23 protein-coding genes are annotated in these 23,470 nt (G+C 65.2%); 6 read left to right on the forward strand and 17 right to left on the reverse strand.

Features of this window, described 5'->3' with window-relative positions; genetic code table 11:
* Window positions 1-42: 42 nt before the first annotated feature.
* The 3 genes from AAHB16_RS17870 to pilM are packed head-to-tail and all read right to left on the reverse strand — an operon-like array spanning window position 43 to window position 2,472.
* Window positions 43-735 carry a type 4a pilus biogenesis protein PilO gene (locus tag AAHB16_RS17870; protein WP_150373530.1) on the reverse strand — a complete coding sequence of 231 codons (693 nt, stop codon included), beginning with the start codon at window positions 733-735 and terminating at the stop codon, window positions 43-45.
* A gap of 2 nt (window positions 736-737) precedes the next feature.
* The gene (locus AAHB16_RS17875; RefSeq protein WP_342051603.1) at window positions 738-1,382 is read right to left on the reverse strand and encodes a PilN domain-containing protein; all 645 of its coding nucleotides are present in this window, start codon (window positions 1,380-1,382) and stop codon (window positions 738-740) included.
* Between the two features lie 19 nt (window positions 1,383-1,401).
* Entirely contained in the window at window positions 1,402-2,472 is a 1,071-nt protein-coding gene (gene pilM, locus AAHB16_RS17880; protein ID WP_191002161.1) for a type IV pilus assembly protein PilM, read from the reverse strand.
* A gap of 394 nt (window positions 2,473-2,866) precedes the next feature.
* Here pilM and AAHB16_RS17885 point away from each other — a divergent pair, with 394 nt between their 5' ends.
* Entirely contained in the window at window positions 2,867-5,251 is a 2,385-nt protein-coding gene (locus tag AAHB16_RS17885) for a penicillin-binding protein 1A (protein ID WP_150373528.1), read from the forward strand.
* Between the two features lie 71 nt (window positions 5,252-5,322).
* On the opposite strand, the gene cyaY is transcribed toward AAHB16_RS17885, so the two are convergent.
* Complete coding sequence (cyaY, locus tag AAHB16_RS17890) at window positions 5,323-5,661, reverse strand: iron donor protein CyaY (RefSeq protein ID WP_342051604.1); 339 nt, start codon at window positions 5,659-5,661, stop codon at window positions 5,323-5,325.
* Between the two features lie 120 nt (window positions 5,662-5,781).
* On the opposite strand from cyaY, the gene lptM reads away from it, so the two are divergent.
* On the forward strand, window positions 5,782-6,099 hold the full coding sequence (gene lptM / locus AAHB16_RS17895) for an LPS translocon maturation chaperone LptM (protein ID WP_342051605.1): 318 nt from the start codon (window positions 5,782-5,784) through the stop codon (window positions 6,097-6,099).
* Window positions 6,100-6,101: 2 nt separating this feature from the next.
* Window positions 6,102-7,361, forward strand: a complete 1,260-nt coding sequence (lysA, locus tag AAHB16_RS17900) for a diaminopimelate decarboxylase (protein WP_150373526.1) — start codon at window positions 6,102-6,104, stop codon at window positions 7,359-7,361.
* Here lysA and msrQ read toward each other — a convergent pair whose 3' ends face one another.
* The 6 genes from msrQ to AAHB16_RS17930 form a co-directional block, all read right to left on the reverse strand.
* Window positions 7,362-8,081 carry a protein-methionine-sulfoxide reductase heme-binding subunit MsrQ gene (gene msrQ, locus AAHB16_RS17905; RefSeq protein WP_446718106.1) on the reverse strand — a complete coding sequence of 240 codons (720 nt, stop codon included), beginning with the start codon at window positions 8,079-8,081 and terminating at the stop codon, window positions 7,362-7,364.
* Complete coding sequence (gene msrP / locus AAHB16_RS17910; RefSeq protein ID WP_150373524.1) at window positions 8,081-9,085, reverse strand: protein-methionine-sulfoxide reductase catalytic subunit MsrP; 1,005 nt, start codon at window positions 9,083-9,085, stop codon at window positions 8,081-8,083. Before msrP ends, msrQ begins: the two co-directional genes overlap by 1 nt.
* A gap of 219 nt (window positions 9,086-9,304) precedes the next feature.
* Window positions 9,305-9,733, reverse strand: a complete 429-nt coding sequence (locus tag AAHB16_RS17915; RefSeq protein WP_150373523.1) for a COG4315 family predicted lipoprotein — start codon at window positions 9,731-9,733, stop codon at window positions 9,305-9,307.
* 167 nt (window positions 9,734-9,900) lie between these two features.
* On the reverse strand, window positions 9,901-11,115 hold the full coding sequence (gene ccsB, locus AAHB16_RS17920) for a c-type cytochrome biogenesis protein CcsB (protein ID WP_150373522.1): 1,215 nt from the start codon (window positions 11,113-11,115) through the stop codon (window positions 9,901-9,903).
* 110 nt (window positions 11,116-11,225) lie between these two features.
* Window positions 11,226-13,394, reverse strand: a complete 2,169-nt coding sequence (locus AAHB16_RS17925; RefSeq protein WP_342051606.1) for a cytochrome c biogenesis protein ResB — start codon at window positions 13,392-13,394, stop codon at window positions 11,226-11,228.
* Window positions 13,395-13,532: 138 nt separating this feature from the next.
* Window positions 13,533-14,192: a c-type cytochrome gene (locus tag AAHB16_RS17930; protein ID WP_150373520.1), complete on the reverse strand. Its 660-nt coding sequence runs from the start codon at window positions 14,190-14,192 to the stop codon at window positions 13,533-13,535.
* A 290-nt stretch (window positions 14,193-14,482) separates the two neighbouring features.
* Here AAHB16_RS17930 and yihA point away from each other — a divergent pair, with 290 nt between their 5' ends.
* The 3 genes from yihA to AAHB16_RS17945 all read left to right on the forward strand — a co-directional run bounded on the left by yihA (window position 14,483) and on the right by AAHB16_RS17945 (window position 17,854).
* Window positions 14,483-15,355: a ribosome biogenesis GTP-binding protein YihA/YsxC gene (gene yihA / locus AAHB16_RS17935; RefSeq protein ID WP_342051607.1), complete on the forward strand. Its 873-nt coding sequence runs from the start codon at window positions 14,483-14,485 to the stop codon at window positions 15,353-15,355.
* A gap of 276 nt (window positions 15,356-15,631) precedes the next feature.
* Window positions 15,632-16,624: a porphobilinogen synthase gene (hemB, locus tag AAHB16_RS17940; protein WP_150373519.1), complete on the forward strand. Its 993-nt coding sequence runs from the start codon at window positions 15,632-15,634 to the stop codon at window positions 16,622-16,624.
* A gap of 9 nt (window positions 16,625-16,633) precedes the next feature.
* Window positions 16,634-17,854 (forward strand): magnesium transporter CorA family protein, encoded by a 1,221-nt coding sequence (locus tag AAHB16_RS17945; RefSeq protein ID WP_342051608.1) that lies wholly within the window; start codon window positions 16,634-16,636, stop codon window positions 17,852-17,854.
* Here AAHB16_RS17945 and dsbD read toward each other — a convergent pair.
* The 7 genes from dsbD to rpmJ all read right to left on the reverse strand — a co-directional run bounded on the left by dsbD (window position 17,851) and on the right by rpmJ (window position 23,446).
* A complete protein-coding gene (gene dsbD / locus AAHB16_RS17950; protein WP_342051609.1) occupies window positions 17,851-19,782 on the reverse strand; it encodes a protein-disulfide reductase DsbD in 1,932 nt (643 codons plus the stop codon). The two genes, AAHB16_RS17945 and dsbD, sit on opposite strands and share 4 nt — an antisense overlap.
* Before the next feature lie 118 nt (window positions 19,783-19,900).
* Window positions 19,901-20,296 (reverse strand): 50S ribosomal protein L17, encoded by a 396-nt coding sequence (gene rplQ, locus AAHB16_RS17955; RefSeq protein ID WP_029043791.1) that lies wholly within the window; start codon window positions 20,294-20,296, stop codon window positions 19,901-19,903.
* Between the two features lie 162 nt (window positions 20,297-20,458).
* On the reverse strand, window positions 20,459-21,439 hold the full coding sequence (locus AAHB16_RS17960; RefSeq protein ID WP_109585098.1) for a DNA-directed RNA polymerase subunit alpha: 981 nt from the start codon (window positions 21,437-21,439) through the stop codon (window positions 20,459-20,461).
* A gap of 178 nt (window positions 21,440-21,617) precedes the next feature.
* A complete protein-coding gene (gene rpsD, locus AAHB16_RS17965; protein ID WP_150373516.1) occupies window positions 21,618-22,241 on the reverse strand; it encodes a 30S ribosomal protein S4 in 624 nt (207 codons plus the stop codon).
* Window positions 22,242-22,518: 277 nt separating this feature from the next.
* Window positions 22,519-22,920: a 30S ribosomal protein S11 gene (gene rpsK / locus AAHB16_RS17970; RefSeq protein WP_008642963.1), complete on the reverse strand. Its 402-nt coding sequence runs from the start codon at window positions 22,918-22,920 to the stop codon at window positions 22,519-22,521.
* A 24-nt stretch (window positions 22,921-22,944) separates the two neighbouring features.
* Window positions 22,945-23,310, reverse strand: a complete 366-nt coding sequence (rpsM, locus tag AAHB16_RS17975; RefSeq protein ID WP_150373515.1) for a 30S ribosomal protein S13 — start codon at window positions 23,308-23,310, stop codon at window positions 22,945-22,947.
* A gap of 19 nt (window positions 23,311-23,329) precedes the next feature.
* Window positions 23,330-23,446, reverse strand: coding sequence for a 50S ribosomal protein L36 (gene rpmJ, locus AAHB16_RS17980; RefSeq protein ID WP_008642959.1), 117 nt, complete (start codon window positions 23,444-23,446; stop codon window positions 23,330-23,332).
* Window positions 23,447-23,470 lie beyond the last annotated feature (24 nt).

Genomic DNA, 23,470 nt, shown 5'->3' on the forward strand with positions numbered 1-23,470 from the left:
GCGCACGGCGCGCGCCCGGACCCTCGCGATCGATCGCCCCGCTCATTTGGCACCTCCGGCCTTGCCGCCCTTCTTGTTCTTGGCCGCGGCATCCGCGGCGGCGCGTCGCTGCGCGGCCTGCTCGTCCGGATCGAGCGCGCGATATGCCATCGCGATCGCTTCCATCGAGAGCACGCCGTCCTTGCCCATCGCGAGGTTGAGCCCGCGCATCGACACGATCCGCGACATGGCGGCGACGTCGGCGTTGAACTGCGCGATGTCGTGATAGCGGCCCGTGACCTTGAGGTTGACCGGAATCTCCGCGTAGTACGGCTTGACCGTCGCCGCCTGCGGCTTGAACAGTTCGAACTGCAGCCCACGCGCCACGCCCGCATGGTTCACGTCGGCGAGCAGCGCGTCCATCTCGGTCTTGTTCGGCAACTGCCGTTCCGCCAGCGCCACGCGCTTCTCGACCTCGACCTTCTGCTCGCGCAGCGCGGCGAGGTTTGCAACCTGTGCCACCTTGCTCTTGTAGGCATCGCGCAATTGCTGCTGCTCCGCCTGCTTGCGCTCGAGCTCGTCGGACTTGTCGCTCCAGTAGAACTGCCAGCCGAGCGCGAGCACCAGCACCGCCGCGAGAATCGAGAAGACGATACGCGGCGCGGTCGGCCAGGTCTCGGGTTCGTTGAGGTTCAGGCCGCGGAACTGCGTCGAGAGGTCCGTCAGCGAGAGATTCAGATTCGGATTGAATGCCATGATCAGACCTTCCCGCCCTTCGCGCCTGCGGCGCCGGCACCGGTTGCCGCCCCGCCCTTCTTGTCCGCCGGCGCCTCGGGCGCGCGATAGGAGAAGCGCATGGAGAAGTCGAACAGCCGGCGTTGCTCGCGCAGGTTGTTCGTCATCGTCACGGCCTTCGACTCGCCGAGTTCGGCGCGGTCGAGCCAGCCCACGAGGCTCAGGTTGCGAAGCAGCTCGGAGATGCGCTCGTTCGACTGGGCAACGCCCGTCATGACGAAGCTGTCGCCGGTCTGCTTGAGCGTGGACAGGTAGACGCCCTCCGGCACCTGGCGCACGAGTTCCTCGAGCAGCTGCACGGGCAGATTGCGCTGGGCCTGCAGGCTCTCGATCGCGCGCTGGCGGTCCAGCAGCGATTCGATATCCTTCTTCAGCGTGTTGACCTCGCTGATCTGGACATCCATCTTCGCGTTGGCCGACTTCAGCTGCTCGTTGAGCGCCACCTCGGCATCGATGCGATGGTCGATATACAGGCCGCCGATCAGCACGACGAGCGCGCCGGCACCCGCCGCGCCGCCCAGCATCGTGTAGACCTTCTTGCGCCGGGCCGCCTTGCGTGCTTCGTGATACGGCAGCAGGTTGACCGACGGGATCGTGTTCGTGGACATGCTTCGCCCCCCGGTTGGGTTATTGCAGCCCGCGCAACGCCAGTCCCGCGCTGACGATATAGGCCGGCAGGTCGCGCTGGAGATAGCGCTCGTTGACCTTGCCCGCGGTCGTCATGTTGGCGAAAGGATTGGCCAGCGTGGTCGTGATCTGCGTTTGCTGCTGGATGGCGGCCTGCACGCCGAACAGCGACGCATGGCCGCCCGACAGCAGGATCTCGTCGACCCGGCCGAGGCTCGAACTCGCGATGAAATTGCCGATGGCGCCCTGCACCTCCATCGCCAGCGCCTCGAGCGAGGGCTTGAGCAACTGGGCGCGCCAGGCTTCCGGCAGCGTGTTCTTGCGCTTCTTGATCTCCGCCTTGAGCGCGTCGAGCGTGAACATGCGCGCCGCGCTCTGCGTAAGCTGATCGCCGTAACTGTTGAGCGGCTGCTCGTACAGCTCTTTCCAACCCTGATAGAAGATGGCCTTGGAGCGGCTGCCGCCGAGGTGCACCACGGCAATGACGGGCAGGTCCTTGGCATCGGCCTCGGTCAGCGTCTCGGACACGCCGAGCATCTGCACGATGGAGCGCTGTACGGCGTACTCCTCGACATCCATGACCTGCGGCTTCAGGCCCGCCATCTCGGCGGCCGTCACACGCTCCTGCACGCGGTCGCTGTTGGCCGCCGTCACGCGGACGCCGATGCCACCCTCGGTTTCGTTCGGACCGATGACCGCGAAGTCGAAATTGACCGCCTGCGATGGCGGATAGAGGCGATGCGCCTCCGATTCGACCTGCGAATAGAGTTCGTCCTCGGACAGGTTGTCCGGAAGACTGACCGTCTGCGATTCGGTCAGCATGGACGGCACGCCGAGGACCACGTCCTTGGTACGGATACCGGCCTTGCCGAGCGCGCGCTTGAGCGCGATGCCGACAGCCTCGATATTGATGACGTTGCCATCGGCAACGGCATTGCGGTCCAGCAATTCACTGGCGCATTTTTCCAGCCGGTAGTCGTTCCTGCCCGCACCAACGGACAGCTCGACAACCTTGACGCTGGACGACCCAATATCCACGCCGACCGTAGTCCGGCGCAGAAGACCCGACAAGATGCCCCGTCGCAAGGTGACCCCCTGACATTGAACTCGCACCCGGCATGAATGCTCTAATAGTGCGATTCTGTTTCTTGGATGAAACGTTTCTCTTTATGTTGCTGGATTCTCACAAAAAGCCGGGGCGGTGGCAATGTGGCCGTTTCAACACGCTTTCTTTTTGTGAACGCGCCTGCGAAAGCGTTGCCAAAATCCGACGCTCCCCCAGCCTCCCCTCGCCATCGTGGTGACGCCAGGTGTCCACCCCCAACGTGACATCAATCGCGTTACATGCAGATCTCAGCGGCATTACATCTTGTAACAGCGCGATAGCGCCTTTTGCCGCACCGCTTGGCGGATTGCAGCCATCCGCAACGATATAATCCGGGCACTCAGATCAAGTAGACCCTCCATGGCCACAGCACAACAGAAGCCGTCCCTTCCCGTTCGCCGCCCACTCTGGGTGCGCGCGATGTTCTGGTTGGTCGGACTGTTCGTCGCGGGAATCGTCACGGTCGCGCTGCTGGTCGGCTATGCGCTGCTGGTTGCCGAGCCGAACCTTCCGTCGCTCGACACCATCACCGATTACCGCCCCAAGATCCCGCTGCGTATCTACACGTCCGATAACGTGCTGATCGGGGAGTTCGGCGAGGAGCGCCGCAACTTCGTGCCGATCGGCGAGATCCCGGACGTCATGAAGAAGGCCGTGCTCGCGATCGAAGACGATCGTTTCTACGAGCATGGCGGCGTGGACTTCGTGGGCGTGCTGCGGGCCGGCCTGGCCAACCTGCGCGGCGGGCTGTCGCAGGGCGCGTCGACCATCACGATGCAGGTGGCGCGCAACTTCTTCCTCTCGAGCGAGAAGACGTACACGCGCAAGATCTACGAGATGCTGCTCGCCTACAAGATCGAGGCGAACCTCACGAAGGACCAGATCCTCGAGGTGTACATGAACCAGATTTATCTGGGTCAGCGCGCCTACGGTTTCGCGAGCGCCGCGCGCGTGTACTTCGGCAAGTCGATCAAGGACGTCTCGCCGGCCGAGGCCGCCATGCTGGCCGGCCTGCCCAAGGCGCCGTCGGCCTACAACCCCGTGGTCAACCCGCGCCGCGCCAAGGTTCGCCAGGAATACATCCTCCAGCGCATGCGCGACCTGGGCTACATCACGCCCGAGCAGTACGACCAGGCCGTGCGGGAAGACCTCAAGGTGCGCAGTGAAGGCAACGAGTTCTCGACGCACGCCGAATACGTGGCCGAAATCGTGCGCCAGCTGATGTACGCGCAGTACCGCGAGGAAACGTACACGCGCGGCCTCACGGTCTACACCACGCTGGCCAAGCCCGATCAGGACGCCGCGTACGATGCCGTGCGCGCGAACATCATGGCCTACGAGCGCCGCCACGGTTATCGCGGCCCGGAAGCATTCATCGATCTGCCGTCGGGCGCGGCCGAGCGCGAGCAGGCCATCGACGACGCGCTGGTCGAGCACCCGGGCAGCGACGACATGCGCTCCGCCGTGGTGACGAGCGTGACCGCCAAGCGCGTGGAAGCCACGCTGCTGTCGGGCGAGGTCGCCACGATCGAAGGCCAGGCGCTGCGCTTTATCGCGCCGTCCCTCGCGAGCAACGCGCAGCCGAAGGTCCGCATCCGGCCAGGCGCGATCATCCGCGTGACGCAGGACGAGAAGGACAAGTCGTGGGCGGTGACCCAGCTGCCCGAGGTCTCGGCCGCGTTCGTCTCGATGAGCCCCGAAGATGGCCAGATCCGCGCCATGGTCGGCGGCTTCGACTTCAACCGGAACAAGTTCAACCACGTGACGCAGGCCTGGCGGCAGCCGGGTTCGAGCTTCAAGCCGTTTATCTATTCGGCCGCGCTCGAGAAGGGGTTCTCGCCAGCGACCGTGATCAACGACGCACCGCTGACGATCGGTCCGGATACGGGCGGCCAGGTGTGGGAGCCGAAGAATTACGACGGCAAGTTCGAGGGCCCGATGACGATGCGCCGCGCGCTCGCCAAGTCCAAGAACCTCGTGTCCGTCCGCATTCTTCGCGCCATCGGCACGCAGTACGCGCAGGACTACATCACGCGCTTCGGCTTCGAGGCGGACAAGCATCCGGCCTACCTGCCGATGGCGCTCGGCGCCGGCAACGTGACGCCGCTGCAGATGGCGGGCGCTTACTCGGTGTTCGCCAACGGCGGCTACCGCGTCAATCCGTACCTGATCCAGCGTGTCGTCGACTCGCGCGGCAAGGTGCTCTCGGAGACGCAGCCGCAGCGCGCGGGCCAGGACGCCGTGCGCGTGCTCGACGCCCGTACCGCGTTTATCGCCGACAGCATGCTGCGTGAAGTGGTGCGCTCGGGCACCGCGAATCCGGCCAAGCAGCGTCTGGGCCGCAACGACCTCGCCGGGAAGACCGGCACGACCAACGACTCGGTCGATGCATGGTTCGCGGGCTATACGCCGAAGCTGGTGGGCATTGCATGGATGGGCTACGACCAGCCCAAGAGCCTGGGCGCGCGCGAAACCGGTGGCGGCCTCGCGCTGCCGATCTGGACCAGCTACATGAGCAAGGTGCTCAAGGGCGTCCCCGAGTCCCCGGACCGCCAGCCGCCGGAAGGCGTGGTCATGGTCGCGGGCGACTGGACCTTCGAAGAGAACGCGGGCGGCGCCGGCGTGGCATCGGTCGGCCTGGGCGATCCGTGGCCGGGCAAACCCGACGACAGCGGCCAGCATGCGCCGTCGCCGGAAGCCGATTCCGAGAAGCGCAAGATCCTGGAAATGTTCGGCGGCGCCTGACGTCCGGGGATACGCGAGGTACCGAAGTTGAAGGGGCACAGGCCCCTTCAACCCCTCCACCCTTCAGGCCTTCAACCCTTCAGCACGATGTCCGCACCGGCCTGCTGGCTCATATAGCCGGACAGCGCCGCATACAGCTCCCCACCGCCCCGCGTATCCATCCACCTGGCACCGTCGTGCCGGAAGTGGAAGCCACCGGCCCGCGCGGCCACCCAAAGCTCCTGCATCGGCGCCTGGCTGTTGACGATGATCTTGGTGCCGTCCTCGAACTCCAGCTCCATCACGTTGCCGGTACGGTTGATCTCGACATCCGCGTCGGCCGCATCGGCGGCGGCTTCGATCGCGGCCTCCAGACGGTCCAGCTCGGCCGTGGCCAGCGTCAGGAACTCGGTTTCACTCAGGGGGGGCATGCTAAACTCCAAGGCCGCCGGACGCACGCGCCCGGCGCGATTGATTTCAGGGTGCGACGATCGGAATTCCGCGGGCCGCCGTTCATCGGTTCAGCGGCACGACGGTATGGCGGCACAGCCATGCAGCCGGTCGTCCTCCCCCTAGCCATCCAGACCATGAAGGACATTCCGATGCTGCGCCAGATTCCGATGCCGCGCCGTGCGATTGTATCGGCGTTTGCAGCCGGCCTCGCGATGACCCTCGCCGGCTGCGGCATTCGCGGGCCGTTGTATATGCCGACGATTCCGCCCGCCCCCACCGCGCCGACCGTCCCCGACAGCGGGCTCGGCAACCCGAACACGCCCATGCCGGCAACCACGTCGATGCCGGCCGACGCGGCTGCCCAGAACGCCGCCGGCACGCCAAGCCGCCCGGCATCCGCCCCCAACGCACGCTGAACATGACCGCATTCTTCCATCGCCAGAACGGCGCGCTCGCCGTCGAGCAGGTACCGCTCGCCCGCATTGCCGCCGAATTTGGTACGCCGACCTACGTCTACTCGCGCGCCGCGCTGACCACCGCCTACGAGGCCTACGCCGCCGCCTGCAAGGGCCGGCGCGCGCATGTGCAGTACGCGATGAAGGCCAACTCGAACCTCGCGGTGCTGCAGGTGTTCGCGAAGCTCGGCGCGGGATTCGACATCGTGTCGGGCGGTGAACTGCTGCGCGTGCTGGCCGCCGGCGGCGACCCGCGCAAGGTCGTGTTCTCCGGCGTCGGCAAGACCGAAGCGGAAATGGAACTGGCGCTGTCGCACGACGTGCGCGGCTTCAACGTCGAATCGATCCCCGAACTGGACCGCCTCAACGCCGTGGCCGGCCGCGTGGGCAAGCGCGCGCGCGTGTCGCTGCGCATCAACCCGGACGTGGACGCCAAGACGCACCCGTATATCTCCACGGGCCTCAAGGGCAACAAGTTCGGCGTCGCGTTCGAGGACGTCATGCAGACGTACCGCGCGGCGGCCGCACTGCCGAATCTGGCCGTGACCGGCATCGACTGCCATATCGGTTCGCAGATCACGGAAGTCTCCCCGTACCTGGAAGCGCTGGACAAGGTGCTGGACGTCGTGGAAGCGCTTGCGCGCGAGGGTATCGACCTCGAACACATCGATGTAGGCGGCGGCCTCGGCATTACGTACGACGACGAAACCCCGCCGGACATCACGGGCTTCGCCACCACGCTGCTCGAGCGCGTCGCCGCGCGCGGCCATGGCCATCGCGAAGTCCTCTTCGAACCGGGCCGCTCGCTGGTGGGCAACGCGGGCGCGCTGCTGACCACGGTCGAATTCCTGAAGCCGGGCGCGAGCAAGAACTTCTGCATCGTGGACGCGGCGATGAACGATCTGGCCCGCCCCGCCATGTACGAGGCGTACCACCGCATCGAGGCCGTCACGCCGCGCACCGACCATGCCGTGACCTACGACATCGTGGGTCCGGTCTGCGAATCGGGTGACTGGCTCGGCCGCGACCGCGCGCTGGCCGTGCAGCCCGGCGACCTGCTCGCCGTGATGTCAGCGGGTGCCTATGGGTTCGTAATGAGCTCGAACTACAACACGCGCGGCCGCGCGGCCGAAGTGCTCGTCGATGGCGACGCCGTGCACCTGGTCCGCGATCGCGAGCGCCCCGAAGACCTGTTCCGCAACGAGCATCTGCTCAAGGGCTGATCAGGCGCCGACCGCCGTGCGCCTGCGCACCGCCCACCAGGCGCGCAGGCCCAGCAGCACGAACACGACGGCCGCGTAGATCGATACTTCGCTGAAGTCGTTCTTGCCGGCCTTGTGCCACCAGTAGTGCAGGATGGCCAGCACGGCGACCGCATAGATCGCTTTGTGCAGCACCTGCCAGCGCTTGCCTCCCAGGCGCTTCACCATCGCGTTCGTCGACGTCAGCGCGAGCGGAATCATCAGCACGAACGCCGCAAATCCCACCGTGATAAACGGGCGCTTGGCCACGTCCTCGATCATGTACGCCACGTCGAAACCGCGATCGACGGCGAGCCACAACAGGAAATGCTGGAGGCCGTAGAAGAACGTGAACAGCCCCAGCAGCCGGCGCAAGCGGATCAGCCAGTTCCAGCCCGTCAGCCGCCGCAGCGGCGTCACGGCCAGCGTCACGCACAGCAGCACCAGCGTCCACGTGCCCGTGGAGCGCGTGACGAACTCGAGCGGATTGGCGCCGAACTGCGCGGTCGCTCCCAGGAACATCAGCCGCGCAAACGGCAGCAGCGCGAGGAGCCACACCACGGCCTTGACCGCGCGAAGCCGCCCGGGCGAAAGCATCGACAGCGAGCCGCCCGAAGCTTTACCACCCGCTGTCCCACGCCGGGGGGGTGCGCCCGTCGGGGCGCCGGCATTGTCTGCAATCACGTCCCGCTCCCGCGCCATCAGAAGAATTTCTTGAGGTCCATGCCCGCGTACAACGGCGCCACCTGCTGGCCGTAGCCATTGAACGGCAGCGTCTTGCGCTTGGGCGCGAACAGCGCGGCAAACCCGCCCGATCCCTTGTCCTCGCCGATCCGGCGTTCGGTCGCCTGGCTCCAGCGCGGATGATCGACATCGGGATTCACGTTCGAGTAGAACCCGTACTCGCTCGGCGCGGCCAGGTTCCAGCTCGTGGGCGGCTGCTTGTCCACGAAGCGGATCTTCACGATCGACTTCGCGCTCTTGAATCCGTACTTCCATGGCAGCACCATGCGCACCGGCGCGCCGTTCTGATTCGGCAGCACCTCGCCATAAAGACCGAACGTCAGCAGGGCCAGCGGATGCATGGCCTCGTCCATGCGCAGTCCCTCGCTGTACGGCCAGTCCAGTACCGGACTGCCGAGGCCGGGCATCTGCTTCTTGTCGGCCAGCGTGATGAACTGCACGAACTTGGCACCGGGCTGCGGCTCCACGCGCCGGATCAGCTCCGACAGCGAGTAGCCGATCCACGGAATCACCATCGACCAGCCTTCCACGCAGCGCATGCGGTACACACGCTCCTCGAGCGGCGCGAGCTTGAGCAGCTCGTCGAGGTCATACACCTTGGGCTGCTTCACGAGCCCTTCCACCGACACCTGCCAGGGCCGCGGCCGCAGCGTGCCCGCGTAACGCGCGGGATCGGACTTGTCCGTCCCGAATTCGTAGAAGTTGTTGTACGTGGTCGCGTCGTCGTAGGGCGTCACCTTCTCGGTGATCGCATACGCGGTGTTCGGCTTCGCCGCGAGTTTGGCACCGTGCGGCTGCGCGGCGTGCGCCTGCCGCATCGCCCATGGCGAGAGCGTGGCGCCAGCGGCTCCCGCAGCGGCCAGCATCAACAACCGGCGGCGCGATTCGAATACTTCGCGCGGCGTAATTTCCGATGCGGCGACATCATCGCCACGGAGCCATTTGGGGGAAGGAATCAGCATTTCAGAATCACCTCGGTTCGGCCATGACGGGCAGGCCGGAGCGTACCCATTGCAGCGTTGGACTTTCCGCTTCGTCGGTTGGTGCGGGCAATCCTGACAACAATTTTGTATTCCACTGTGTCGCCGTCGCCGCCTTGAACGGTCATGCCGAGGGGATGCGAAACAGAAGGGTCCGTGCAAGACCCGCGGTCGGGTCCTGCACGGCGCCAGTGGGACGGATTACGGCTTGGCGACGTGCCACACGTTGTTCAGGTTGTCGCCGGTCTTGTCGCCGGGCTTGGCGTCCTTGGCAAAGCGGTACAGCGGGCTGCCCTTGTAGGCCCACTGGCGCGTGCCGTCGTCGCGCGTGATGATCGAGTAGCTGCCCGTCGAGCTCGTGCCCGGGCTGGCCAGCAGCGGCGGCCAGTTGGTGGCGCACGTGGCATTGCAGACGCTCTTGCCGCTGCCATTGGTATCGCGGTCGAACGTGTACAGCGTCAGCCCCTGCGGATCGGTCAGAACGCCGTCGGTCACCTTGACGGTCGGCGGCATGTTGCCGCCCGAACCCATGCCGCCCATGCCCGAGCAGGCGCCGAGCAGAATCGAGGCGGATGCCAGCGCGATGGTGGCCGGACGGAACAACGGACGGAACTTGGTGTGCAATGCCATGGTGAGTTCTCCTTCTCGTTTTGGGACGCCGAGGGTCGGCGCCCGGTTCTCTCAGTAAACAACGGATGTGACGCGTTTATTCCGGCAGAGTGCGACTTTTTTCGCCTGAAATGAAAAACCCGTCACGAAATGCGACGGGCTCTTCATATTTCAGGGTGCGAAGCGGCTCAAAGCTCACCGTAGCTATGCAGCCCCGACAGGAACATGTTCACGCCGAGGAACGCGAAGGTGGTGACCAGCAGGCCCACCAGCGCCCACCAGGCCGCCATCGTGCCGCGCAGCCCCTTCATGAGGCGCATGTGCAGCCAGGCCGCGTAGTTGAGCCAGACGATCAGGGCCCAGGTCTCCTTCGGATCCCAGCTCCAGTAACCGCCCCAGGCTTCCGCGGCCCACAGCGCACCGAGGATCGTCGCGATCGTGAAGAACGCGAAACCCACGGCAATCGCCTTGTACATGACGTCGTCGAGCAGTTCGAGCGACGGCAGGCGTTCGGCGAGGATGCCGCGTTGCTTGAGCAGATAGGCGACCGCGACCATCGCCGCGAGCGAGAACGTGCCGTAGCCGATGAAGTTCGCGGGCACGTGGATCTTCATCCACCAGCTTTGCAGCGCGGGGACCAGCGGCTGAATCTCCTGCGCATTGCGGCTCACCGTGTACCAGAGCAGGAAGCCGACCGCGGCGGACACCACGAGCATCACGAACGGCCCGAGCGCGCGCGTCGCGTAACGGCGTTCGTAGTAGAGGTAGAACAGCGACGTGATCAGCGTGAACAGCACGAACACTTCGTACAGGTTCGAGATCGGAATATGGCCGATATCGGTGCCGATCAGATAGGACTCGTACCAGCGCACGAGCAGACCCGTGAAGCCCAGGACCACCGCGGCCCAGCAGAGCTTGCTGCCGATGCTGTAGCCGGTCTCGGCACGCGTGGCCAGCCCGACCCAGTAGAACAGCGTGGACAGGAACACGAGCGCGCTCATCCACAGGATCGCGGACTGGCTCGACAGGAAGTACTTGAGGAAGAAGGCCTGCTCGGCGCGCGCGAGGTCGCCGTGATACAGCTGGATCGCGCCGATCGACAGCACGGCCAGCCCCGCCATCAGCGGCCGCACGGCTTTCCAGTGCCAGCCCAGCAGCGCGAACGTCGGCACCGCGCCGATCAGGATCGCCTTGTCGTAGACGTTCATCCACTGGCCGTACTCCATCAGCGCCACGCCGGCACCGACGGTCAGCAGCAGCGCGTAGACCCAGTCGATCCACGACAGGCGGCGCAAAAACGAAGGTTCGAGATACGCCTCGTCGGCGTGGGCGGCCGGAGGCGACGACGGTGCCTGCGCTTGTGCGCGCAGTCCGTGCGTGGCGGGGTTCACATTGGAAGACATGGCATTCCTGCTCTTGTGGTTCGTGTCGCTTCGTATTCGACGTACGAAGCCGTTTTACGATAACAATGGCACGTCCACATCATGGCGCGTGGATGTTGCGGATACCCGTCTCACGCGTGGCCCGACTTGCCCTCCGTCGGGTCGGCGCCGGCCGCGCGGCCGACGTCGTCGCGCAGTGCGGCAAACTCCCGCTCGAAATCGAGGGTCCGGCGTTGTGTGGACATCGCCATCAGTACCTCGCTGCCGTGACCTTCGTGCTTATCCTTGACCCAGATCCATACGCGGCGCTCACGGATGTAGAACATCGCAAAAACGCCAAGTACGAGCAGCAAGCACCCAAGATACACGATGTTTTTGCCCGGCGCACGCGTCATCTGGAACACGCTCGCGCGCACTTGCTCGAAATCATCCAGTTGCAGAAAAACCGGTGCGGCGTAGAAAAAACTGTCCGACAGCGAGTTGACCGCTTGTTGCAGAAACGCACTGCTCTTCGCGTCGTTGGCCACGGCCGGCGCCTTGTCCTTCTCGCGCGACAGCTGCCACAGCTCCCACATGCTGCCATTGAGAATGCGCAGCAGCACATCGGCGGCCTTCTGCTGCTCGGCGGGGGGCACGGTCTTCTCGAGGAACGCGGCAATCGCCGTGAAGCCTCCGGGCGGCGCGTCCTTCTGCGCGCGCGCAGCCCCTGCGAACAGGTCCATCGCACGCAGCGAGCTCTCGGCCAGCTGGGCGCGCAGCGTCTCCTTGCCCTCGCCCGGCATGGAGATCGCGGCAAACCGGCGCGCGGCCTCGCCACGCATCGCGCGATCCTGCAGCGCGGCGCGCAGTCGCATCCAGTCCGTCACCGAACGCTGGTCGTCCGCCGGAATACGCAGGTAGCGGAACGGCTCGTCCGGCGCCTCGCGCATGCCCGCCAGGAACACGAGCTGCCCGTCCAGTTCCACGGGCACCATGTAGTTGTTGAACTCGCGCGCCTGGCCGTTACGGTCGCGCAGCTTGTACTGCACGGAGGGACCGACGTTGCGGAACTCTTTTTCCTTGTCCAGGTTGGCCGCGGAGCCGAGGTGCTTCTCCAGCGTCGCGCCCATGGACTTGCGCGCCACGCCGCGCGCATCGGGCTTGCCCGACGCGTCGGTCACGTTCTCCACGTTCATCAGGCGGAAGTCGCTGAACTCGACCGTCAGGCTCTCATCGTCGGCGCCCGTGCCGGTGCCCGTCAGCGTGGCGCTGCCACCGATGGCGCCGGAAAGCGCGAACGTCGAGCCCGAGGTGCCGCTCATCGGATAGCCGACGAACTTGAGCTTCGAACCGCCATCCTCGAAGCTCGACTGATAGATCGCGATGCCATCGACGATCAGCGGCTCGTTCACCTTGATCGTCGCCTCGGTCTGCTTGCCCGTCGCGCGGTCCGTCACGACCACGTCCGACGCAAACAGCTTGGGCATGCCCGTCGAGTAGAAATCGACCGTGAACTTCTTGAGCGTCAGCGTGAACGGCAGGTCCTGCACCAGGGCGCCATCGGCGATATTGAGAATCGCGGTCGATACCGTCGCGCCCTCGGGCACGAAGGCGTTCCCACGGAAACCCGGATTGTTCGGCGACAGCCGGTGTTGCGGCGGCACGTCGGTGATCACCGCATTCCCGCTGATCGGCGTCTTGCCGCCAAACCACATCTGCGCGCGGATCAGCATGTCGCCATCGAGCAGGCCGCCGATGCAGATCACGACGATCGCCGTGTGCGCGAGGATATAGCCGAGCTTGTTGAATGCGCCCGCCTTGGCGGCCAGCAGCGTGGCGCCCTCGTGCTCCACCGGCTTGATCCGGTAACCGCGGTTCCGCAGCAGCGCGCCCAGTCGTGCGACCGCATCGGCGCGCGCCATGCCGCCCTCGAACTCGCCGCGGTGATGGAACGCGCGCAGGCTGCGCTCCCGCACGTGGTCCTTCCATGACCGCATGTCGGCAATCATGCGCGGGCCGTTTCGTGCAATGCACAACGACGTCGACACCACGAGGAACGCCAGGATCAGCAGGAACCACCACGAGCTATATACCTTCTGCAGCGACAGCGCATGGAACAGATCGGCCCAGAACGGACCGAACTGGTTCACGTAGTTCGGGTACGGCTCGTTCTGCTTGAGCACGGTACCGATCACACTCGCGATGGCGATGACCGTCAGCAGCGTGATCGCAAAGCGCATCGAGGACAACAGCTCGACGGTGTCGCGCAGCACGCGATGGGAGGTCTTCAGGTGCAGGCCCGAAGTGGAAGCGGTCGACATGAACGGTAACGCCGAGGCAAATCAGCTGTTGCGTGGGGTAAAAAATAAAAGAGGGTGGACCTGCTTTGCAAGCAGGCCACCCTCTTCGATTACTGGCAGGACGCCGGGTTTCATCGACCGGCGTCCGGCATGGAGAAATCAGCGCACGCCGGCCACGTAGTCGGCAACGGCCTTGATCTCGGCGTCCGACATGCGCGCGGCGACGGTGCTCATCACCGAGTTGTTCTTGCGGGTGCCCTGGCGGAATGCGATCAGCTGTGCCTCCGTATACTCGGCAAACTGGCCGCCGATACGCGGATACTGCGCCGGAATCCCCGCGCCCGTCGGTCCGTGGCAGGCCGCGCAGGCCGGCACGCCCTTCGCCGCGATCCCGGCACGATAGATCTTCTGGCCGGCTTCGATCGTATCCTTGCTCTTCGCCGTGGCCGGCTTCAGTTGCTGCTTGGCGAGGTAGGCGCCGATATCACGCATTTCCTGATCGGTCAGCACCGAGGCGTACGGCGTCATGATCGCGTTGTTGCGCGTCTTGGCCTTGAAGTCTTCGAGTTGCTTGTGCACGTACTCGGCCTGCTGGCCGGCGAGCTTGGGATTGGCGGCCGCGCCGCTGTTGCCCGCCGCGCCGTGGCAGCTCAGGCACGCGGGAACATTGCGATCGGGAGCGCCTTGCGAATACAGCGTTTCGCCCTTGGCAGGATCGGCCTTTGCGGGGGCCTGTTCTGCGGCGGTAGCCATTCCCGTCATGGTCAGCGCAGGGACAGCGAGCGCCATGACAGCCAGAATTTTCGCAATGCGGTTCATTCGCACACCTTGTCAGAATTGTTATAAATACCGAATGCAAGGTCGGCCGACCCGGAGCCCTGACGGTGGGAACGCCGCGGGCAACGGACTGTGCAAGCATTCGATGCGACAAATGGATGTCACACGTCACCCGCTCAGGAGACCGTAAACCGGCGTATTGTACAATAAATCGCTTTCCGGATTGACGGCTGCACGCCACTGTGACGAGATGCCGCAACGTGCCCCCAACCCTGCCTGACGATCCGCTCGTCAGTCCCCGTCACCCGACGCTCCCGCCTTCACTCTTTCGCATGTCGCTTCTACACCAGGCCCGCTTCTTCATTACCGTCAACCACCTGCGCGACCTGCCCGCCACGGCTGTCCCCGAGGTGGCCTTCGCCGGCCGTTCCAACGCCGGCAAATCGACGGCCATCAACATCCTCTGCAACCAGAAGCGGCTCGCCTTCTCGTCGCGCACGCCGGGCCGCACGCAGCACATCAACTTCTTCTCGGTGGCCCCGGTCAAGGCGCCGGACCCGCTCGCCTTCCTCGTCGACCTCCCCGGCTACGGCTACGCGGAGGTCTCGGGCACGGCCAAGTATCACTGGCAGGGTCTGCTCAGCGACTACGTGCAGACGCGCACGCAGCTGTCGGGCCTGGTGCTGATGATGGACGCGCGCCGTCCGTTCACGGATCTCGATTGCCAGATGGTGGAGTGGTTCCTGCCGACGGGCCGGCCGATTCACGTCCTGCTGACCAAGGCGGACAAGCTGACCAACAGCGAGAACGCGCTGGCGCTGCGTGAAACGCGCAAGGTGCTCGCCGGTTATGCGGAACAGCTCGAAACGCCGGTGCCGATGACCGCGCAGTTGTTTTCGAGCATCAAGCGCCGTGGCATCGAGGAAGCGCAACGCGTGATCGCGGGCTGGCTCGCGTTGCCGGAAGCGCTAGCGTCGGCGTCGGAAGGCACATCGGAGGCGACATCGGATGGCTCGCCGGAAGCGGATGGCGCAGAGCCGGTCGCAACGGAACCGGTCGCGGCAAAGCCCGCGACGAGGGCCGCGGCAAAAAACCCCGCGAAAACGCCCGCAAAGGCCCCTGCGAAAAAAGCCCCCAAGCACCGCGTCCCCAAAGCGCTGCGCCCGAAGATCGCCCAGCCATCGAAAGCCAAATCGAAGGTTTGACCGAAGGCCTGAAGCACGCGCAAAAAAAGCCCCGTTGCGTGGCAACGGGGACCAACTTCCCGCCGGTTGGGGCGGGTACCCGCTCAGGGAGGAGTAGCGGGGGACACCGCGCCGCACGAAGCAACACAGAGTGTCCGCGAGTATGATAGCGGGCACGCACAAAAGTTTAGTTTTTCTTTCAACGCGATCTGACGCACTGCAACGGGATGCGTGCCGCGCAGTAGTTGCGTCACCTCCAGCGTCAACATGATCGCGCCGCCTCCCCCGGAACTGCACATGTCCACGTTTCCCGAATATCGTCCCCGCCGCATGCGCCGCGACGATTTCTCGCGCCGCATGATGCGCGAAAACCGCCTGTCCCCCGACAACTTCATCTACCCGGTCTTTATTCTCGAAGGCCAGAACCAGCGTCAGACCGTCGCGTCGATGCCTGGCGTGGAGCGCGTCTCGGTAGACCTGCTGCTGCCCATCGCCGAAGACTGCGTGAAGCTCGGCATACCCGTCATCGCGCTGTTCCCGGTGATCGACCCGTCGCTGAAGACGCCCGACGGTATCGAGGCCACCCGGGCCGAAGGCCTCGTGCCGCGCGCGGTGCGCGCGCTCAAGGACCGCTTCCCCGAACTCGGCATCCTCACCGACGTGGCGCTCGATCCGTACACGAGCCACGGCCAGGACGGCGTGCTCGATGACAACGGCTACGTGATCAACGACATCACGGTCGAGATCCTCGTCAAACAGGCGCTGGCGCAGGCCGAAGCGGGCGTCGATATCGTCGCCCCGTCGGACATGATGGATGGCCGGATCGGCGCGGTCCGTGCCGCGCTCGAAGAGAACAGCCACATCCACACGCGCATCATGGCGTACTCGGCCAAGTACGCGTCCGCGTTCTACGGCCCGTTCCGCGATGCCGTGGGCTCGGCCGCGAATCTGGGCAAGAGCAACAAGATGACGTACCAGATGGATCCGGCCAACACCGACGAGGCCCTGCGCGAAGTGGCGCAGGACATCATGGAAGGCGCGGACATGGTCATGGTCAAGCCCGGCATGCCGTACCTCGATATCGTGCGCCGCGTGAAGGACGAGTTCCGCTTTCCGACCTACGTGTATCAGGTCAGCGGCGAGTACGCGATGCTCAAGGCCGCGGCTCAGAACGGCTGGCTCGATCACGACAAGGTCATGATGGAATCGCTGCTCGCCTTCCGCCGTGCGGGGGCCGACGGCATCCTTACGTACTTCGCGCGCGACGCCGCGCGTCTGCTGCGGGACTGATCGCCGCCGATGCAACTGCTCGGGTTCTCGGCCAGCCAGGTCCATCCGCTGGCCACCCTCGAGGCGGCGCGCGAGTTTCTCGCCGGCAACGCCGCGGCGCGCTTCGTCTGGGCGGACTTCGACACCGAAGAGGTCGCGCCCGCACCGTCCGCGTGGCGCGACAGCCTGACACCGCTGACCGGCGCGCCCGTCCTCGACCTGCATCTGGTGGATGCCACCAATCCCTCGCATCCGTCGTTCTTCGACACGACGAATGCGTACGACATGGTGATCTTCCGCAAGCTCACGTTCGAGACGAGCCGCCTGTTCGCGGAGGCGGACGCGGCACACGCGGCATCCGCGCCGGCGCCGTCAGGTGTACCCGTCTCGGCGCAAAAGCCCGCGCGCAAGTATCCGCCGGGATTCCTGCCCGCCCTCGCGCGCATCGACACGCAACCGGTCACGTTCTTCGTCTTCGACACGGTGCTCGTCACCGTGCGGCCGGGCCCGTCGCGCACGCTGGATCAGGTACGCCAGCGTCTGCTCGATCTCTGCCAGGCCCCGCGCCCTGCGGGCGCCTCCGGCACGAACGGGCAGGCCGCGCTCGTACACGGCGTCCGTCCGCCCACGCGACCCGAGGACCTGATGCTGCGGCTTCTCAACGCGATGGTGGATCGCTACCTCGAACTCCGCTCGCCGCTCACGCGCCAGCTCGACCGCTGGCAGCGCGCGCTGCTGAGCGCGCGACGCAGTTTCTCGAGCTGGGAGGGCCTGCTCGACGCGCGCATCCAGCTGCGGCGGCTCGAACACCTGAGCGAGGAACAGCGCGATGCGCTGCAGGAATTCCGCGACAGTCTGCTCGACAATCGCTACAGCAGTGAGGAAGACGGTGCGCCGCGGCCGACCGCGGCCAGCCGCGACGAGGTGCTGCTGGTCCGGCTGACCGATCTGATGGAGCATATCCAGCGCGTGCTGGCCCATGCAAGGCGGCTCGAGGACTCGATCGAGTCGGCCGTGCAGATTCACTTCTCGGCCGTCGCGCATCGGACCAACCGCACGATGCGCACGCTGACGATCCTCACGGCGTTGTTTATGCCGCTGACGCTGATCACGGGGATCTTCGGCATGAACTTCGATCGCATGCCGTGGCTGCACGCGCCCGAAGGATTCTGGTGGTCGATCGGCCTGATGGGCGGCGTGGTGGCCGCCATCGGCGCGCTCTGGGCACTCGGCCGCTGGCTCGACCGCTAGCGCGCCGCGACGCTGGACGTCCCGAACGCGCGCTCGAGGCTGTCGAGGAACCGATCGGCCGACTGATAGCCGATCACGCGCACGGGCCGCTCCTTGCCATCGGCACCGAAGAGGATGATCCCCGGCGGCCCGAACAGGCCAAAGCGCTTCAGCAGCGCGCGATCGTCGGCATTGTTGGCCGTGACGTCGGCCTGCAGCAAGGTCAGCTGCGCCATGCGCGCGCCGACCTTCGCATCGGAGAACGTGAACTTCTCCATCTCCTTGCAGCTCACGCACCAGTCCGCGTAGAAATCGAGCATGACCGGCCGGCCCGCCGCCGCGGCGGCCGCCACGCGCGCATCGAGGTCCGCCACGGTGCGAATGCGTTCGAAGCGCATCGCTTCCTTCTCCCCTGCGCCACTGGCGCCGCCCGACGCGCCATTGAAGCTCAGATGCGACAGCGGCTGCAACGGATCGCGCCCGCCGGACGCGAGCCCCACCAGCACGATCGCGCCGGCCAGTGCCGCCAGCAGGCCCAGCCCCTTGCCCAGCCGCGCCAGACCGCGTGCATCGGCGCCAAGCGCATCGAACGCGCCCAGATACACGGCGCCCACGAGCAGAAGCGCCGCCCACGCGACCATCACGATCCATGCGGGCAGCACCGGCGTCACCATCCAGATCGCCACGCCGATCAGCAGAAAGCCGAAGAAGCGCTTGGTCGCCTCCATCCAGCGGCCCGCGCGCGGCAGCAGATTGCCCGCCCCCACCCCCACCAGCACGAGCGGCACGCCCATGCCGATGGCCATGGCAAACAGCGCGCTGCCGCCCGTCACCGCATCGCCGGTCTGCGCGATATACGCGAGCGCGCCCGCGAGCGGCGCCGTGACGCACGGCCCGACGATCAGCGCCGAGATCGCCCCCATGACCGCGGCGCCGGCGATCTGCCCGCCCTGCCGCTTGTTCGACGACTCGGTCAGCCGCGTCTGCCAGCGCTGCGGCAGCTGGAGTTCGTAGACGCCGAACATCGACAGTGCAAGCGCGATCATCAGCACCGCGAAGGCGCCGAGCACCCATGGCGTCTGCAGCGCCGCGGCCAGCCCCTCGCCAATCATCCCCGCGGCCACGCCGATCGCGGTGTACACGACGGCCATGCCGAGCACATAGGCCAGCGACACGGTCAGCGCGCGGCCGCGCGTGACATGCTCGCCCACCACGATCGACGACAGGATCGGCACCATTGGCAGCACGCAGGGCGTGAAGGTCAGCAGCAGCCCGAGCCCGAAGAACAGCGCGACGATCACGCCGAGGTTGCGGCTGGCCAGCGCGCGCGCGATGCGGTCGCCGTCCTCGGCCACCGCCGCATTAGCGGCCTGCGAGGGCGCGGGGGATACCGCCGCCCCCGCCGAGGTAGCGCTCGATGGGGGGCTCGAGGTGGCACCCGATGTGCCGGCGGGCGCGCGATCGCCAAACAGGTTCGCCAGCGGCGCCCCGCCCACCCGGAACACATGCTCCTGCGGCGGATAGCACAGCCCCTTGTCCGCGCAGCCCTGCGATGTCACGGTCAGCGCCCATTTGCCGTCGGGCGGCCCGGCCTCCACGGGCACGCGAATCGTTACGCTGCCGCGGTAGGTCTCCATGTCCTTGTTGAAGGTCTCGTCGAACTTGACCTTGCCCGCCGGGAATTCCGGCGCACCAAGCTTCACCGACGCGGGCTGCGCCGCGAACGCAAAGCGCTCCCGGTAGAGGTAGTACCCATCGGCCACGTCGAAGCGCACCTCGATGGTCCGGTCGTCGAGCTGGCGCGCGGCAAATCGAAACGCCTGTTCGGGAGGCAGAAAGTCGTCCTCGGACGCCGCTCGCGCGGCACCCTGCAGCCCGAGCATGCCAAGCAGCACGAGCAGCAACGCCGCCGCAAACTGTCGCCAACCGAATCCCGCCTGCACCCGCATACCTTCGATTCCTGTTCTGTGTTGGGCCCGAAAACAAAAGAGCCAGGCAAAAGCCTGGCTCGATTGTAAGCGTTGCGTGCGAACCCGTCGTGAGACAGGCTGCCGCAGGTCCGATACCTTATTCCGCAGCTTCTTCAGCCGGGGCTTCGGTGATTTCCGGACGGTCGACCAGTTCGACCAGCGCCATCGGCGCGTTGTCGCCCTGACGGAAACCGAACTTCAGGATGCGGGTGTAGCCGCCCGGACGTGCGTTGTAACGCGGGCCCAGTTCCGTGAACAGCTTGGTCACGATGTCGCGATCGCGCAGGCGGGCAAACGCCAGGCGACGGTTCGCCACGGTGTCCTTCTTGGCCAGCGTGATGAGGGGCTCGACGACCTTGCGCAGTTCCTTGGCCTTCGGCAGGGTGGTCTTGATCAGCTCGTGTTGGAACAGCGAGTTGGACATGTTGCGCAGCATCGCGAGACGGTGCGACGAGGTGCGGTTCAGCTTCCGCAAACCATGACGGTGACGCATGATGATTCCTTTCGATAACAGTGTTTGACCAGCTCTTCTATCGCCACGCCGTCAACGATTCGACGGACATTGGCGCGGGCCGGTAGTGCTTCCGAGCCGTCAGCACCATGCTGGCGGCAACTCGACAGGCAGGGCCACGTTGCCGCGGCCCTGCCATGCCAATTACTTCTCCAGGCCTGCGGGCGGCCAGTTCTCGAGCTTCATGCCGAGCGTCAGGCCACGGGAGGCGAGGACTTCCTTGATCTCGTTGAGCGACTTGCGACCCAGGTTCGGGGTCTTGAGCAGTTCGTTCTCGGTACGCTGGATCAGGTCGCCGATGTAGTAGATGTTCTCGGCCTTCAGGCAGTTGGCCGAGCGCACCGTCAGCTCGAGGTCGTCGACCGGGCGCAGCAGGATCGGATCGATCTGCGGCGTACGGCTCGAAGCGGCTTCAGCGGCCGACTCGGTGCCTTCCAGCGCGGCGAACACGGACAGCTGATCGACCAGGATGCGAGCCGACTGGCGAATCGCTTCCTCGGGCGAGATCACGCCGTCGGTTTCGATGTTCATCACGAGCTTGTCGAGGTCGGTACGCTGTTCCACACGGGCGGATTCCACGGCGTACGACACGCGGCGGACCGGCGAGAACGATGCGTCCAGCACGATGCGGCCGATGACCTTGCCCGCTTCGTCGCCGAACTTGCGCACGTTGCCCGGCACGTAGCCGCGGCCTTGCTCGACCTTGATCTGCATGTCCAGCTTGCCGCCGGCAGACAGATGCGCGATCACGTGATTCGGGTTGATGATCTCGACGTCGTGCGGCAGCTCGATATCGGCAGCCGTGACCACGCCTTCGCCATCCTTGCGCAGCGACACCGTGACTTCGTCGCGGTTGTGCAGCTTGAACACGACACCCTTCAGGTTCAGCAGCAGGTTGACCACGTCTTCCTGCACACCGTCGATGGTGGAATACTCGTGCACCACTCCAGCGATCGTGACCTCGGTCGGCGCGTAGCCGACCATCGACGACAGCAGCACGCGACGCAGCGCGTTACCGAGCGTATGGCCGTAGCCGCGCTCGAACGGCTCCATCACGACCTTGGCGTGATGGTCGCCAAGCGGTTCGACGGCGATGATTTTTGGCTTGAGGAGTGCTGTTTGCATTAGGTTGTCCTTTTCAATACCCTCGGCTCGTTACACCGATAAGGCTGACGTTTGGAACCTGAAAAAACCCATCGCATGATGGGCAATAAGCCCGACCGCGCGTAGTGCGCGTCGGGCTGATAACGAGGCGTTGCGGGAGACGCAAGCGCGGGAACCGTTCGCGGATCGATTGGCTCGATTAACGCGAATACAATTCGACGATCAGGCTCTCGTTGATGTCGCCGGAGATGTCGGCGCGATCCGGGGCTTGCTTGAAGGTGCCTTCAAACTTCTTGGAATCGACGGCCACCCAGGTCGGGAAACCCGACTGCTCGGCCAGCGACAGCGCTTCGGCGATACGAACCTGCTTGCGCGACTGCTCACGCACGGTCACCACGTCACCCGACTTGATCTGGGCCGACGGCACGTTCAGTGCAATGCCGTTCACCAGGATCGCCTTGTGCGAAACCAGCTGACGCGCTTCAGCGCGGGTCGAGCCGAAACCCATGCGATACACGACGTTGTCGAGACGCGATTCCAGCAGACGCAGCAGGTTTTCGCCGGTATTGCCCTTGATACGGTCGGCTTCAGCGAAGTAGCGGCGGAACTGACGCTCGAGCACGCCATAGATACGCTTGACCTTCTGCTTTTCGCGCAACTGGTTGCCGTAGTCCGACGTACGGGCACCCGAGGTGCGGCCGTGTTGACCGGGCTTGCTGTCCAGCTTGCACTTGTCAGCCAGCGAGCGACGGGCGCTCTTCAGGAACAGATCGGTGCCTTCGCGGCGGGAAAGTTTGGCCTTCGGGCCGGTATAACGTGCCACTTTATCTTCCTTTGATCGATCGCGACGCCGCCTCGGTCAGCGCCGACAAATCGGTACGCTCCGGGCACGCCGCGAGTCCGTCAGCAAATCTGACGGACGGTGGGCTTATTGGCATCCGTGGCGCCGAAACACCGCGGAGTAACGCAAAAGCATAAGACGCAAAACGAAAACCTGCCGCAACAGGTTGCAGCAGGTCAACGCGCGATACTACCACATCAATGAAACATCGGCATCGCGCCATTTATGTCGGCACGATGACGAGGTCTGCTGTCGATGCTTAGATACGACGACGCTTCGGCGGACGGCAGCCGTTGTGCGGCACCGGCGTCACGTCTTCGATCACGGCGATCTTGATGCCCAGCGCGTTCAGCGCGCGGACAGCCGATTCGCGGCCAGGACCGGGGCCCTTGATGCGCACTTCCAGGTTCTTGATGCCCTGGTCCTGCGCCACGCGGCCGGCGTTCTCGGCAGCAACCTGGGCAGCGAACGGGGTCGACTTGCGCGAACCCTTGAAGCCCTGGCCACCGGCGGTCGCCCACGACAGGGCGTTGCCCTGACGGTCGGTGATCGTGATGATGGTGTTGTTGAACGAAGCGTGAACGTGCGCAATGCCGTCGGCAACGTTCTTCTTGACCTTCTTACGCGCGCGCTGGGCGGCGTTGTTCGGACCTTTTGCCATGTGTCTGTTCCTATGCCTTCGGCTTTACTTCTTCAGAGCCACGCCGGCCTTACGCGGACCCTTGCGGGTGCGGGCGTTCGTGCGGGTACGCTGGCCGCGGAGCGGCAGACCCTTGCGGTGGCGGACGCCACGATAGCAACCAAGGTCCATCAGACGCTTGATGTTCATCGTGTTTTCGCGGCGCAGGTCACCCTCAACCGTAACCTTGCCCACTTCGTCACGAAGCTTTTCCAGGTCGGCGTCGGTCAGATCCTTGACCTTCTTGTCAAACGGAACACCGGTGGCCTCGCAAATCTTGCGAGCGCGCGAGCGACCGACACCGAAAATGGCCGTCAGACCGATCTCGGTATGCTTGTGGTTGGGGATGTTAACCCCTGCGATACGTGCCATTCGTCAATCCTCTTTCCGATTAGCCTTGGCGTTGCTTGTGGCGCGGATCCGACGAGCAGATCACACGCACCACACCGTTGCGCTTGATGATTTTGCAGTTGCGGCAAATGCGCTTCACAGAAGCCAGCACTTTCATGATTTTCCTCTTCCTTCAATTCCT

This window comes from Cupriavidus sp. OTU4054, assembly GCF_038440175.1.
Lineage (GTDB): Bacteria > Pseudomonadota > Gammaproteobacteria > Burkholderiales > Burkholderiaceae > Cupriavidus > Cupriavidus pauculus_D.

Bases quoted from the DNA above. Each gene is read 5' to 3' on its own strand.
- AAHB16_RS17870 (WP_150373530.1), bottom strand. From the start codon at position 735: ATGGCATTCAATCCGAATCTGAATCTCTCGCTGACGGACCTCTCGACG.
- AAHB16_RS17875 (WP_342051603.1), bottom strand. From the start codon at position 1,382: ATGTCCACGAACACGATCCCGTCGGTCAACCTGCTGCCGTATCACGAA.
- AAHB16_RS17885 (WP_150373528.1), top strand. From the start codon at position 2,867: ATGGCCACAGCACAACAGAAGCCGTCCCTTCCCGTTCGCCGCCCACTC.
- cyaY (WP_342051604.1), bottom strand. From the start codon at position 5,661: ATGCCCCCCCTGAGTGAAACCGAGTTCCTGACGCTGGCCACGGCCGAG.
- lptM (WP_342051605.1), top strand. From the start codon at position 5,782: ATGCAGCCGGTCGTCCTCCCCCTAGCCATCCAGACCATGAAGGACATT.
- lysA (WP_150373526.1), top strand. From the start codon at position 6,102: ATGACCGCATTCTTCCATCGCCAGAACGGCGCGCTCGCCGTCGAGCAG.
- msrQ (WP_446718106.1), bottom strand. From the start codon at position 8,081: ATGGCGCGGGAGCGGGACGTGATTGCAGACAATGCCGGCGCCCCGACG.
- msrP (WP_150373524.1), bottom strand. From the start codon at position 9,085: ATGCTGATTCCTTCCCCCAAATGGCTCCGTGGCGATGATGTCGCCGCA.
- AAHB16_RS17915 (WP_150373523.1), bottom strand. From the start codon at position 9,733: ATGGCATTGCACACCAAGTTCCGTCCGTTGTTCCGTCCGGCCACCATC.
- ccsB (WP_150373522.1), bottom strand. From the start codon at position 11,115: ATGTCTTCCAATGTGAACCCCGCCACGCACGGACTGCGCGCACAAGCG.
- AAHB16_RS17925 (WP_342051606.1), bottom strand. From the start codon at position 13,394: ATGTCGACCGCTTCCACTTCGGGCCTGCACCTGAAGACCTCCCATCGC.
- AAHB16_RS17930 (WP_150373520.1), bottom strand. From the start codon at position 14,192: ATGAACCGCATTGCGAAAATTCTGGCTGTCATGGCGCTCGCTGTCCCT.
- yihA (WP_342051607.1), top strand. From the start codon at position 14,483: ATGTCGCTTCTACACCAGGCCCGCTTCTTCATTACCGTCAACCACCTG.
- hemB (WP_150373519.1), top strand. From the start codon at position 15,632: ATGTCCACGTTTCCCGAATATCGTCCCCGCCGCATGCGCCGCGACGAT.
- AAHB16_RS17945 (WP_342051608.1), top strand. From the start codon at position 16,634: ATGCAACTGCTCGGGTTCTCGGCCAGCCAGGTCCATCCGCTGGCCACC.
- dsbD (WP_342051609.1), bottom strand. From the start codon at position 19,782: ATGCGGGTGCAGGCGGGATTCGGTTGGCGACAGTTTGCGGCGGCGTTG.
- rplQ (WP_029043791.1), bottom strand. From the start codon at position 20,296: ATGCGTCACCGTCATGGTTTGCGGAAGCTGAACCGCACCTCGTCGCAC.
- AAHB16_RS17960 (WP_109585098.1), bottom strand. From the start codon at position 21,439: ATGCAAACAGCACTCCTCAAGCCAAAAATCATCGCCGTCGAACCGCTT.
- rpsK (WP_008642963.1), bottom strand. From the start codon at position 22,920: ATGGCAAAAGGTCCGAACAACGCCGCCCAGCGCGCGCGTAAGAAGGTC.
- rpsM (WP_150373515.1), bottom strand. From the start codon at position 23,310: ATGGCACGTATCGCAGGGGTTAACATCCCCAACCACAAGCATACCGAG.
- rpmJ (WP_008642959.1), bottom strand. From the start codon at position 23,446: ATGAAAGTGCTGGCTTCTGTGAAGCGCATTTGCCGCAACTGCAAAATC.